At 43.7% G+C, this 13,350-nt stretch carries 9 protein-coding genes; 4 read left to right on the forward strand and 5 right to left on the reverse strand.

Annotation, left to right across the window (positions count from 1 at the left end; translation table 11 throughout):
• Positions 1-456: 456 nt before the first annotated feature.
• A complete protein-coding gene (locus tag MN210_RS01670) occupies positions 457-1,086 on the forward strand; it encodes a superoxide dismutase SodB (RefSeq protein ID WP_011959598.1) in 630 nt (209 codons plus the stop codon).
• A 98-nt stretch (positions 1,087-1,184) separates the two neighbouring features.
• Here the strand turns inward: MN210_RS01670 and MN210_RS01675 are convergent, their stop codons facing one another.
• Entirely contained in the window at positions 1,185-2,024 is an 840-nt protein-coding gene (locus MN210_RS01675) for a DUF72 domain-containing protein (protein WP_338412448.1), read from the reverse strand.
• 345 nt (positions 2,025-2,369) lie between these two features.
• Here MN210_RS01675 and hemA point away from each other — a divergent pair, with 345 nt between their 5' ends.
• Complete coding sequence (gene hemA, locus MN210_RS01680; protein ID WP_011959600.1) at positions 2,370-3,725, forward strand: glutamyl-tRNA reductase; 1,356 nt, start codon at positions 2,370-2,372, stop codon at positions 3,723-3,725.
• Positions 3,726-3,911: 186 nt separating this feature from the next.
• On the opposite strand, the gene MN210_RS01685 is transcribed toward hemA, so the two are convergent.
• Positions 3,912-4,532 carry a rhomboid family intramembrane serine protease gene (locus MN210_RS01685; RefSeq protein ID WP_241879019.1) on the reverse strand — a complete coding sequence of 207 codons (621 nt, stop codon included), beginning with the start codon at positions 4,530-4,532 and terminating at the stop codon, positions 3,912-3,914.
• Between the two features lie 445 nt (positions 4,533-4,977).
• Here MN210_RS01685 and MN210_RS01690 point away from each other — a divergent pair, with 445 nt between their 5' ends.
• On the forward strand, positions 4,978-6,591 hold the full coding sequence (locus MN210_RS01690; protein WP_338412449.1) for an OmpA family protein: 1,614 nt from the start codon (positions 4,978-4,980) through the stop codon (positions 6,589-6,591).
• A gap of 164 nt (positions 6,592-6,755) precedes the next feature.
• On the opposite strand, the gene nagZ is transcribed toward MN210_RS01690, so the two are convergent.
• On the reverse strand, positions 6,756-7,826 hold the full coding sequence (gene nagZ / locus MN210_RS01695; RefSeq protein ID WP_338412450.1) for a beta-N-acetylhexosaminidase: 1,071 nt from the start codon (positions 7,824-7,826) through the stop codon (positions 6,756-6,758).
• 230 nt (positions 7,827-8,056) lie between these two features.
• Here nagZ and MN210_RS01700 point away from each other — a divergent pair, with 230 nt between their 5' ends.
• Positions 8,057-10,264, forward strand: coding sequence for a carboxy terminal-processing peptidase (locus tag MN210_RS01700; RefSeq protein WP_110816035.1), 2,208 nt, complete (start codon positions 8,057-8,059; stop codon positions 10,262-10,264).
• A gap of 870 nt (positions 10,265-11,134) precedes the next feature.
• On the opposite strand, the gene MN210_RS01705 is transcribed toward MN210_RS01700, so the two are convergent.
• Both MN210_RS01705 and MN210_RS01710 read right to left on the reverse strand, forming a co-directional pair.
• The gene (locus tag MN210_RS01705; RefSeq protein ID WP_011959605.1) at positions 11,135-11,338 is read right to left on the reverse strand and encodes a CsbD family protein; all 204 of its coding nucleotides are present in this window, start codon (positions 11,336-11,338) and stop codon (positions 11,135-11,137) included.
• A 47-nt stretch (positions 11,339-11,385) separates the two neighbouring features.
• Positions 11,386-12,138, reverse strand: a complete 753-nt coding sequence (locus tag MN210_RS01710; RefSeq protein WP_011959606.1) for an IS5 family transposase — start codon at positions 12,136-12,138, stop codon at positions 11,386-11,388.
• Positions 12,139-13,350: the final 1,212 nt, after the last annotated feature.

A 13,350-nucleotide genomic window follows, 5' to 3' on the forward strand; every position in this document is an offset into this window, starting at 1 on the left:
AATTAATAAATTAACGCAAGATATAACATTCAGTAACTGAGTTTGATGATTTGCTTTGCTATAGTATACGGCAAGACTTAGCGATCATAATCTTTAGTTGGTAGTTAAATATCAGCTTAAAGTAATCAGCTTTCAACCAGCTAGATTGTTTAGGTCTCGTTTAGAGACTATGCTCGTTTAGAGGTTATGATTGGTTATGATTGTAGTAGTAATGCACACTTGATTGACTAATTAAGAGTGCATATATTAGTAATGGTCTTTCAATTATTCGCTTATATTTGTGCGATTTCAATGTTTCATATAAGAGCGCGGATGAGTAGTAAAGACATTACGACATTAGGAATTTTTAATAAAAACAAGCCACTTAGCCTGATGTGATATGCGTTTTAGCATGAGCATCATAACAGTCAAAAAGATTGTTAAGAACAGGCTAACATAGCCAAAGGATAATATAATATGTCAAACATTACTCTACCAGATCTTCCTTATGCAAAAGACGCACTTGAGCCACACATCAGTGCTGAAACTTTAGAATTTCACCATGACAAGCACCATGCTGCTTATGTCAACAAGCTAAATGAATTGCTACCAGGTTCTGGTCTTGAAGGCAAAGCGCTTGACGAAATCATCACTGCCACTGCTAAAGATGACAGCAAGCAAGGCATGTTCAACCAAGCTGCTCAAGTTTGGAACCATACTTTTTACTGGAACTGCATGACTCCAGATAATGGTGGCGGCGAACCTACTGGTGATCTAAAAGCAAAAATCGAAGAAGATTTCGGTTCATACGACAAGTTCCGTGAAGAGTTCAAAAACGCAGCCACTTCACAGTTCGGTTCAGGTTGGGCGTGGTTGGTAGCAGATTCTGTAGGCGGCAAACTGTCTATCATGAAAACTGCCAACGCTGATACACCACTAGCACACGGTAAAGTAGCGGTTCTAACTTGTGACGTATGGGAACATGCTTACTACATCGATTACCGTAACCGTCGTCCTGACTATGTTGACACTTTCCTAGAGAAGTTGGTTAACTGGGATTACGCAAACGCTAAGTACAAAGGTCAAGACGCAGGCGTTGAAGAATAAGTTATTTACTCTCAATGTTTCAGTGTTAGACTCAATAAAAAAGGATGCCCTCGGGTATCCTTTTTTTATACCAGCAGTACTTTCAGCACTGATAGCGCTTATAGCACTTGAAACTGCAAGGCTTGTAATGCTTCACGTAGCATGGCGATATTATAATAAGCATGGGCGTTGGTGGAGTTTTGAAAAAACACGTACAACTCATCGAAGTGCTGGCGCTGATTGGCAATGGCTTGAGCCCAGTTTTGCATCTCTTGAGGCGTATAGCGATAATCATGACGCTCACTGGCTGACATAGCATCCCACCAGTTGAGATTGTTGCCATGCATCCTCAAATAGCCGATACGCTTAGCTGTGTTGTGTTGCACAGTGCTTTGGGTGAATAGCAGCCGAGAGTTGGGCAGACCCTTAACTTGAGGGTAGTCGACACTGCACCATATCAGCCCAAATTTTTGAAAGCTGTGCTCTACTTGAGCGATGTGCCAGCTGGCATGACGAAACTCAACAGCCAGTGGATAGTCATGAAACCAATCGGCAAGCTTGGCCAAATACAGGCGGTGCTCATGGGTACGATCAAAGCCGTGTGGAAACTGAATTAATAAAGGCGCTAAACAGTCGGCCTCAATTAAGGGCTGAATTGCCTCAATAAAGGCCTCGGCATGCTCGGGCGTGGCTTTTAGGGTATGACTAAAGTCTTGATGCAGTTTTATGGCAAATTTTATCTTAGCTTCCGATTTTCTCAGCATGCCCTCATACGCCTTTTGTCCGAGCGGAGCATAAAAGCTGCTGTTAATCTCGACCGCGCCGTAGTGCTTGGCATATTCGCTTAAAAAGTCGGTTTTTTTGGTACCAAGTGGATAGAGCGTACCCAGCATATCTGTATCGCTATAACCCCCTGTGCCAAGATAGACAGTGGGGTGAAAAGTATTTTGTGCGCTCATAATGAAAGTAACCTAAGCCAGTCGAAGCTGACGGTGATGAGGGGATATATTGCCCACGCTTTTATTGAATCGTGTTGATATTTAACGTTTATTCCGCTAGGGGTCATTATTAATCAGCCGGCTGTATAGGATAAACTGTACAGACCGTGATTGAATAGGCATTCAATGCTATAATTACCGGTTTAGAGCATCTGTTATACTACCGCATTTATTAAGCGGTGATAAATGGGTGCGTGTCTGTCCGTACAGGTATCACAGTGAATGCCCATTCATGGTATGCAGTTAGCAAAGGCTAATTGCACGGAATGTTGACGGCTTAATCTCTAACTAATGGGTAGATTTTACATGAATCTTGTTGTCATCGGTGTGAACCATAAAACTGCCCCCGTCGCCTTGCGTGAACGGTTAGCATTTGTGGGCGGCGACATCCAGGTGGCGCAAGCACAATTGCAACAAATCACCGCAGGCAGTTTGATCATCTCAACGTGTAACCGTACTGAGATTTATGCTTTAGCGCCCAGCACCCAGTTACTTGCCAATTCTGATGCTGCCTTGAGTAAGCAAAGCGATTTGTCGCTGGCTGATGAGCCTGTGAGCACCGTTGATTTAACGGAGCAACTGATCACGTGGCTGGCAGACTTTAAGCAAGTACCTCTTGAAGAGACCCGCCCTTATTTATATGACTACGTCGATGGTCAAGCGCTCACCCATATGCTGCGCGTAGCAGCCGGTCTGGACTCTATGATTTTAGGGGAGCCACAAATCTTCGGTCAGATCAAACGATCGGTCAACCAAGCCAAAGAACAAGGTTTTTTGACCAATCAGCTAAACTGGGTCGTGGAGCAAATATTCGCTGCGGCAAAAAGAGTGCGAAATGAGACGGATGTGGGTACTCAGGCCATCTCCTTGGGCTACGCGGCCTCTAAGCTTGTCACCCAAATTTTCGATCGTCCGGAAGAAACTACCTTTTTATTGATTGCCGCAGGTGAAATGAACCGCTTGGTGGCACAGAATATCGCTGGGCTTGGGGTTAAACGTATCTTAATCTGTAACCGTACGCCGGAGCGTGCCAATCTTTTGGCGCAAGAGCTTGCGCACTTGGGTATACAGATTGAAGTGCACCCGCTCACAGAGCTGGACTCTTTGTTGTATCAAGCCGATATCGTGAGCAGCTGTAGCGGTAGTATGGACATGCTCATTGACAAGGCCATGACTCGCCGCGCATTAAAAAAACGCCGCTATAAACCCATGCTCATGGTAGATTTAGCAGTGCCTAGAGACATCGATTCAAGCGTAGGTAAGCTTGATGATGTGTACTTGTATTCTATTGATGACTTGCAACATGTGATTGCCGGCAACCTAGAGAAGCGTCGTCAGGCGGCGGTAGAGGCAGAGCTTTTGGTTAGTCACTTGGTGGTTGAGATTGAGCGCCGTTTCCAGGTACGCAAAGTAGGTCAAGATATCCATGATTACCGTGCCCTTGCTGCACAAAAGGCCGAAGCTGTATTAAATGAAGCATTGCATGAGCTGAGAACCTCAGAGGCGACTGCAGAGGAGGTCATGACAGAGTTGACCCGCCGTCTTACTCAGACGTTAGTGCATGCGCCATCTTCTTTAATGCGCCGAGCTGCTCGTGACGGCAATAACGAAGCGATTGATTTGATTATTCTGGGTCTGAAAGATGCTTATCGCAAAAAGTAAGCTGGTCACATCACGCTTTTAAGTCGCCGAGTCAAACGCTAAATTAATAAACACACCCATTGTCCACAAAAAAGGAGCGCTTAGCGCTCCTTTTTTTTGTGGACGTCACTAACTTTTTTTTGGACGTCACTAACGTTGTCACTAACTTAGATACTTGATTGTGAGTCACGGTGTCATTAGGCACTGCTAAAAACTTGGATGCATCAAGGCATTAAAGAAGTGACCCAAAACACTGGGCGATAATAAAATGGTGGCCACCACACCAAAGGCACCGCCCCATAAATGAGCCAGATGATTGATGTTTGAGTTGCCCTTGTTGTTGGCATAAATGCTATAGCCAACATAAGCGATGGCAAATACGATGGCTGGGATGGGCACAATAGCAAACAAATACAGCATGCTCCAAGGTGCCATTAATATGAAGGAGAATAAAATGGCCGATACCCCGCCCGAAGCGCCAAGACTGCGATAGCGTGGATCATTTTTGTGCTGCAAATAGCTGGGTATCATGGCCACCATAATGGCGCCTAAATACACAGCAACAAACCCAAAACCGCCTAAAAATTGATTAAAAAAGCGTTCTACTGCGCGGCCAAAGAAATATAAGGTAAACATGTTAAACAGTAGGTGAGTACTGTCAGCATGAACGAAGCCGTGGGTAATAAAGCGATACCATTCGCCTTTATTCACCGCAGGTGGATAAAAAATAAGCTTGCTCATCATCTCTTTGTTTTGCCAGGCCAATAAGCTGACAATAACGGTGATGATAATAATCAAGGTGGTATGGCTACTAAGTAAACTGTTCAAAAGATGTCCTTACTAAAATGAGATGTCCTATGATACATGATATATGCAGCGATATAAGCCAAATTGATGGTGCTATAGGGTTATATCAACTCATCATTGGGCTAGGATACTTTTTATCTAAGAGGGTAGTTGTTATTTACACCAGCTTTAGTGTGAGATTCTAGGTTCATTTATTATCAGTTTGTCACCATTTCACGTTTCTGTAACAAGCCTTAACTTAGACTTTACTTTACTATAACGGAATTTGAAAAAAGATAGCGTATTGTAGTATGCAAGTTTGGTAAACAGCGCTTTAGTTAAATACATCAATAGGGTTTAATTGGTCGTAATAACTATAAACAACCTCGGCTTTAGGCGTTCATTAGACGTTAAGTTAATAACAATTAATCTGCTCCCTTTAACTGCTGTTTACCCAATATTTTTTAATTTTTTAGGAGAGTTACTCATGGATATTATTGGTCACCTGGCTCGTACCGTTACCCCAGCTGTTCTGGCTGACAATCATAACCCACAAAACGAAAGCTTATTAAAGCAGTTTTACGCTTTATTCATCGCTAAACTAGCCGATCAGGAGAGCTTTACTCGTGTAGGCTCACAAGAGATTCATCGTGATGACTTAGGTCTGTTCGATCGTCTATGGACTGATGAAGGCCAAAAAAATCACATTGCTGAAGAATTAGCGGCTCATAATAACGTAGATACCATTTCAGTAAAGGGCCTGATAGCTTCAGCAGCGCCTTTGGCTTTTAATGAAATCAAAAGCTTAGCGGGTAGTGTACCTATTCCTCAGTTTTTACGTGATAACCTAGAGTCATATCGTAATCATATCCCTACTTGGGCAACCAGCGTTCTGCCTGCCGGTCTACTAGGCCTAGGCGCTAGTGCAGCCGGTGCTCATGCCGCTCATGCCACCACAACCAATACCACAGCGACACCTGCTGGCCATCGTATTTCTGATACCACTAGTACTGAGCCTTTGGTACGTGAAGAAAAAGAAAGTGGCGGCTTCTTAAAAGCATTATTGCCTATTATTGGTTTAATTATCCTAGCGGCGCTAGCGTGGGCACTATTAAAAGGTTGCCAAAAAGATCCTGCACCTGTGGCTACACCAGAGCAAACGGTACAGCAGCCTGCTGAACCTGCAGTTACCGGTAATACCGCGCTAGCACCTGCAGTGTTAAGTCTTGCTACTGGCGAAGGCAATGAGTTATTCGCTTGTCGTATCAATGCAGGTAATGAAGAGTTAAGCAACACAATAATGACGGCTGTAAAAGATGTGTTTGGCACAGGTGGTGATAACTGCCGCGCAGACATCGATGATGGCTTTGCCACTGACATGCCAGCGGCACCGCACTTAGCTGCTATTTTACCTCTCATCAAAAACACACCTAATGCTAACGTGATTATCGAAGGCAATGATGTGCGTATTGATGCGCCAGATCAAGCTCAGCTAGACAAGCTAGTGGCTGATATTAAAGCCGCTGCTCCGGAGCTTAATGTCGTTGCAACCGGTCCTGTAGACTTTGATGCTGAAGTGAAACAAAGTATCGCAGATGCCACGACAGCTATGGATAACCTAGGTGAAAATCCAGATCCAAAAGATGTGGCTCGTGCACTAAGCTTACAAGTTATCAACTTTGCAGTAGATAAAACAGACATCCCAGCTGAAAACCAAGCGGTACTAGATCGTGCGGTTGAAGTTATGAAGCAAGTACCTGATATGCAGCTGCTAATCTTAGGTCATACTGACAGCGATGGTGATGATGCTTATAACAAAGATCTATCTCAGCGCCGTGCAGAAGCGGTAAAAGCCTACTTGGTATCTAAAGGTGCCGATGCTGCTAAGCTAATGACCAAAGGTATGGGTGAAACAGACCCTATGGCCACTAACGAAACAGAAAATGGTAAATTCCGCAACCGTCGTATCGAGTTTACGGTATATGATGAAAGTGTAGCGGGTATGGATACACCGATTACTGTAACACCATCAGACAGTGCAGATATCAAAGCACCTACTGCTGAGGCCACAACTGAGCCACAAGCTGACACTGCTCAGTAATCAGTAAGTGGTTAGCTTTAAGCGCTATAAAATAAGTAGCCATAAATAATGTATCGTCAGTATTGCTTGCTGTGGTTGGTCAAGCAGCTGACATAAAAAGACCGCCTTTTAAAGGCGGTCTTTTTTATGGGTTGTCTGTTATACAGTTATCAGTTTTAAAGGCTTTAGTGCTTATAATCAGTAGGATCGGTTGCTTGCGCAGCCACTAGTGATTCGTTAAAAAAAGCCTGCGTAATATTTTGTTTCGCCACTGCCCAATAATCAAATTGGGCGCAAGTGGCCTCTAGTGAGCCTTGCCAAGTAGGCAGCTGACTACGCATCGCTTCAAGCCGGGTTTGATTGGGCTTGGGCAACTGGGCTGCGGTCTGTATGGCTTGCAGCGCTGCCTCTCTATCATTACACACTAAGGCCATGTCGCAGCCAGCTTCTAAAGCTGCGGTAACTCGAGCACTGACATCACCGGCCACGTGTGCCGCTTTCATAGATAAGTCATCTGAGAATAACACCCCATTGAAGCCCAATTGCTCTCGGGCAATGTCTTGTAGCCATACTTTGGAGAATCCTGCCGGCTTATCATCTACTTGAGAGAAGATAACATGGGCGGGCATAAGGGCATCAAGCCAAGGCTGACACTGAATAAAGGGCTGCAGGTCTACCGCTTTAATCTGCTCAAAGCTGCGATTGTCAATGACATCTGCCACATGTGAATCAGGGGCAATGGAACCATGACCTGGAAAGTGCTTGCCTGTGGTTGCCATGCCTGCAGCTTTCATACCTCGCATAAACTGAGAAGAAAGCGCCACGATGGCTTCGGTGCGCGCATGAAAGCTGCGATCGCCGATAACTTGACTGACCCCATTGATATCAAGCACGGGCGCAAAGCTTATGTCAATGCCCACCGCCATCACCTCTGCGGCCATAAGATAGCCGCAGTCGTAAGCCAAGCTAAGCGCCCCACAAGGGTCTGAATCAAATAAATCACCCAGTTTTCCCATTGCTGGTAGCGGGGTAAAGCCTTTACGCAGTCTTGCCACCCGTCCGCCTTCTTGATCGACACCGATGATGATATCGGGCTGCTGTTGATGAATCTCATCACATAACCGCCGTACTTGCTCGGGGGTCTCGACATTACGGGCAAATAAAATAACACCCCCCACCTGCTCACAGCTTAGGACGCCGCGATCTTCGGCAGTCAGTTCGGTGCCTGCCACATCTATCATTAATGGCCCATACATAAAGCTTCCCCTTAGAATTTATTTCAAATAAAAAATGAATTGGTTATTATTACCCTAGGCATATTATTACAGCAATATCCAACAACTGCCGGCGTCATTTGAGCTTCAAAACCGTCAGTAATAAAATTAGGTAAGAATGCTTATACAGTTTTAGACACTCAAGGGCAGTTTGTTATGCTAATATCAAGGCATTATATCCATAATGTAACAAGAATAAGAGAGAGTAATTGATGAGATTTCAACCAACCCAGCTGGTGTTAAGTGCCGCCGCCATTGGTATGGCCGGTGTGGTGTTATCACACAGCTATAGCTCTGCTGTGGCTGCGGATAAAAGCGCCTTTGTTGCCACACCCGAGCAAAAGCTTACCACACGCCAAGTAGCCGCTTTATTAGACAGAGCGCATTATTCCAATAAGCGCTTTGATGAGGCGATGGGCCGTAAAGTGTTGGATATGTATTTTGACCGTTTGGACCCCAATCATACTCTATTTTTGCAATCAGATATTAATGAATTAACCACCAAATACGGTGCAACTTTTGCCGATAGATTAAAGCAGGGCGATCTCAGCGCAGTACAGGCAATTTTTAATCGTTATACCCAGCGATCAAATGAGTACTATAACTTCGCCGATAAGTTCTTAAGTAAGCCTGTCAATCTTAATCGCAATGATTCTGTGGTGCTTGACCGTGAAAAAGAACCCCGCTTTAAGAGTGCTTCAGAGCAACAAGGCTATTGGGGCCGTCAATTAACTTTGCAGATTATCAATCTAACTTTGGGTCAAGAAGAAGACAAGGCTCGTGATGAGCTGTATACCAAAAACCCTGAGCTGACCAAAGGTAACGACTTAATCTTAGGAGAGGACAGAAGTCCGCAAGAGATTTTGTTAAATCGTTTGCATCGTCAGCAAGAGCAGCTACAGCGCATTAAGAGCGATGAGATCATGGAGTCGGTGCTAAATACAGCCACCTTAACTTATGATCCGCACAGCAACTATTATGCCCCTGTGCAGTCGGTCGAGATGCAAGTGCAGTCCAACTTGCAATTAGAAGGTATTGGCGTGTCTATTCGCCCTTATCGTAAAAACCCAGATTATACCCAGATTGTGACCCTGGTTGATGGTGGACCCGCTGCCAAATCAGGCAAAGTGCAGCCCAATGATTTGATCATGGCTGTGGCCAAAGATGGCGAGAATATGCAAGATGTGGTGGGCTGGTCAACTCGTGAAGTGGTGGCCTTAATCCGCGGCAAACGTGGCACAGATGTGACCATCAAAGTTAAGCAGCCCAATAGTCCTGACGCCTCAGCACGTACCATTGTCATCACCCGTGATGTGATTGAGCAAGAAGATGCGGGCGTGACTCATCGGGTGATTACGGTAAAACCTGAAGGCAGCACGGAAGAAAAACGTATCGGTGTGCTTGAAATACCAAGCTTCTATCTAAACTATCAAGCCCGCCGCAGTGGTCAAAACTACCGCAGCGTGAGTATTGACACTCAAAAAGAGCTTGAGAAGCTTAATAAAGAAAACATTGACGGCCTGGTGGTCGATCTACGCAATAACCCTGGCGGCTCCTTAGATGAAGTGGCTAAAATGCTGGGATTATTTATTAAAGAAGGGCCGCTGGTTCAGATTCGTGACAACCAGGGTAACGTGCAAGTCTATCAAGACGAAGATGGTGGTAAGCAGCTGTATTCAGGCGATATGGTGGTCATTACCAATATGGCATCAGCCTCTGCCTCTGAGATTTTCGCCGCTGCCATTCAAGACTATGGCCGCGGCTTAGTAGTGGGTAGTACCACCACCGGTAAGGGCTCAGCTCAGATTCAGTTAGATAGTCTGGCCTTAGGCTCAGCCACGTTGACTCAGCGTAAGTTTTATCGCATTACAGGCGGCAGTACCCAGAATAAAGGGGTAGTGCCTGATGTGTCTTTAGTCAATATCTATGAAGGTGCTGAGTTTAGTGAGCGCGACCAAAAAAATGCCATGGCTTGGGATACCATCAAGACCTCGCCTTATAAGCCTGAAGGCAAATTTAGCAGTAAGACGTTAGCGACCTTAAATCAGCAGTCGAAGATTCGTCAAACCACCAATCCGCAGTTTGTTTATCTAGATACGCTAAATAAATTACGCAATATGGAAGATGACAAAAATGCGGTTAAGCTAAATATCACTGAGCGCCGCGCACATCAAAAACAGATTGAGCAAAAAACTTTAGATGCAGAAAACGCACGTCGTAAGGCCACCGGTCAAAAGCCTTATGCCAGCTGGACTGAGTATCAAGCTGCTGTCGAAGCCATGTTCGAAGAGCGCAGTCGTCTAAAAAATGATGAGCGTCCTAAGCTACCAGAAGAAGAGGCATACGTGATTGAAGCGGCCAAGCTGATGCTTGATGCCCGTAAGCTACAAAAGTTCGATGAGCTACGCAGCGCCAAGTAGTCACTAATCAAGAATAATGACGTCTCAAGGCCCTAGTATTTAAAATACTAGGGCTTTTTTGCGGTTTGGCACTGTATTTTTAGCACTGTACTAAGGACGATTTATCTTATTCGACTTATATTTTTAAAAAATGAGTCATCAAATTTTTGTACCCTTAACAACAAGTTAGGGTGCTTAACGCCCTAAATAAAAGGGCTAACCAATTTTTTTTAATCGTGTCTTACTCAAAAAATAAGGCCTTGTAAGCATATGCTTACATCACATGACGCTTTGGCGACTTACGCGCACAGCGCTTATTTGAGATTATAGCTTCACGGCATCAAGGATGATGACTCAAAGGATTGAGTGCTTAACCGCTACCGTATTATGGATAAATCGCTAAGAACAAAATTTGACTTCGGTTAAATTTTCTAATTAGCATCTATGAACAGAGTGTCTAGATTGATACTGTGTCATGGGTTTGGTAAGGATACATACTTTTTACTTTATTTTCATAGGATGTGAGAATTAAGGATAAAAAGAAAAGGAATGATCAGAGCAGGATGCTCACTTGCGTGACCTAATCTAGGATAGAGCAGGTAACAATAGACTGTCAGGATGACAACAATAAAAGCCGCATAGCGAAAGTTATGCGGCTTTGTTGTTTTTGACCTATATGTATGCTCAGCTTAAAGCTCATTGAGTGCCGTAAGCAGTCCACTTTCAACAGAAAAAACGACCTAAAATAGATCATTTTTTCTCATTCATGGCGATCATACAGCTTGCTGGGAGGCAGATAGCCTCCTTTATTAATTGATGAAATGATTAATTGATGAAATGATTAATTAATAAAATGCTAACTGGTAAAATTAATGAGTCAATAACCACGACTTAGACGTCGTGCTTGGTACGCCAGTCATGTACTTGCTGCTCAACTTTTTCTTTAGTGTCACCATAACGCTCCTGGATTCTACCTACTAATTTGTCAAAGCTGCCTTCAGCATGGGTCAAATCATCGTCAGTCAGTTCGGCCCACTGTTGTTTGATATTGCCTTTTAGCTGCTTCCATTCGCCTTTAAAGGTATCTTTATTCATGATCGTTCCTTGTTTTTATTAATAATTTATTAGGGCGTGTTGAACATTCATAATTTGAGCCAGATATAAGCACAAGCAAGAGCGACCGTATTTTCATAACTCTGCTTGAGCTTATCAAACCTGGTGGCAACCGCCCTATACTGCTTTAGCTTAGCGAAAGCATTTTCTACTAGATGCCTGGCTTTATACAAGTCCCAGTCCATATGGTCGTTAGAATACTGAGTGTTTCGTTTTCGAGGGATGTTATCCTGCGTCCCTGCTTGTTCAATATGGGCTCGTAGCGCATCAGAATCATAGCCTTTATCGGCACATAAAACCTCTGTATTACTCAAATTAACCTTATCTATTAAATCAGGTGCGACTTTGACATCGTGGGTTGTGCCATCTGATAAAAGAAAGGTAATCGGATTGCCATGAGCATCAACTGCTAAGTGAATCTTGGTCGCGCGGCCTGCCACACTTTTGCTAATGGATTGTAGGTTCTCATTGCCACTACTGCTGTGCTGATGCGCCTTGATATGAGTACCATCAATGAAGACCCACTCAAGGTCTGCGTCTTTGATCAGTAACGTAAATAATGCAATCAGCTTATTACTGCGAGACCAGCGCTGGTAAGCTTTATAGATGGTATTGGGCTTGCCAAAATACTCGGGTAAGTCGCGCCAAGGACAGCCAACACGCATGCGATAAAGCACGCCTTCAACCGTTTGTCTAAGATTTCCTTTGTCATAGATATTAAGTTCTAGTAATATAGGTTTCAGTCTTGTCCAGTGTTCATCTTTGAGCATAGTGCGAGGCATAGCGAACGATATCTTTTTTGTGTGAGAACTTAAAGATTAACCGTTCGCTATTTTTTTTGCCATTAATTTATACCCAATGTTCAACACGCCCTAATGAGTTATTATGGGTAAAAAAATATGCGATGACTTTTACTTCATATTTTGGCTATATTCAAAAGCCACTATTCAAAAATCTTAAAATTCACTAGGTTAAGGTAAGTCTTGTCTTAACCTGCTCAATCATTATGCGCTTTAGTGAGCTATGCTGTGTATCAACTGTGTTTATTATCAGTGGCTTCTTATGAGGTTTTGGTTTCTATTGTGACTTTAGCTAACAATTATGTTGACGCAGCCCTTTAAATACCGATGTAAGCATATGCTTACAACACATGACGCTTTGGCGACTTACACTTACCTACATAATTTGAGACTATAGCTTCACGGCATCAAGGATGATGACTCAAAGGATTGAGTGCTTAACCGCTACCGTATTAAGGATGAAGGTTAACAAGTAAAGACGAGAAATTTATTTCAAGCTTTATGAGTTAAGTAGGGAAACCCAACTTGAGACGAGATAATCACAGGATGTGATATTAAGTTAAGAGTAAATGACGTAAATAGAGCAGGAAGCTCGCTATTATTAACTATTCTAGGATGGGGTAGTCAATAACAGACTGTCAGGATGACAACCAGCGAAAGCCGCATAACGAAAGTTGTGCGGCTTTGTTGTTTTTGCGGCTTTGTTATTTTGATGGATAAATATAATAGATAACCCCAGCTATTGTTTGCGCCCAAAAAATAAAGCATAAAGATGAGCCGTAGAAAAGTCCAGATAGCTTACATATCTTATTGGCGCTTACCCCTTATTAACTCTGGGTATGAGGCGCGTTTAGCAACAATAAAGCACACAAGAGGGGGAGATAACAGGATAAGGTTGTTAATTTTGTAAGCATAAGCTTACACCACAAAGCGCTTTTTGCGTCTTATGCTACTAAGGTTAATTTGAGACTATAGCTGTACGGCATCAAGGATGGTGACTCAAGGATAGAGTGGTGACATTGTTTGCAATGAAATCTTCCGTACTAAGGATAAATAATTGTCTTCAAGGGTTAATTGGTTTTAGCCATTAAAGATAACAGTCATGAACAAAGCATCTAGGTTGGTGCAGCGTCATGAAGGGGTAAGGACACAACATGACCTATACTGCGCAGGCTTGCAGGGATAGGGCGCATT

This window comes from Psychrobacter raelei, from assembly GCF_022631235.3.
Taxonomy (GTDB): Bacteria; Pseudomonadota; Gammaproteobacteria; order Pseudomonadales; family Moraxellaceae; genus Psychrobacter; species Psychrobacter raelei.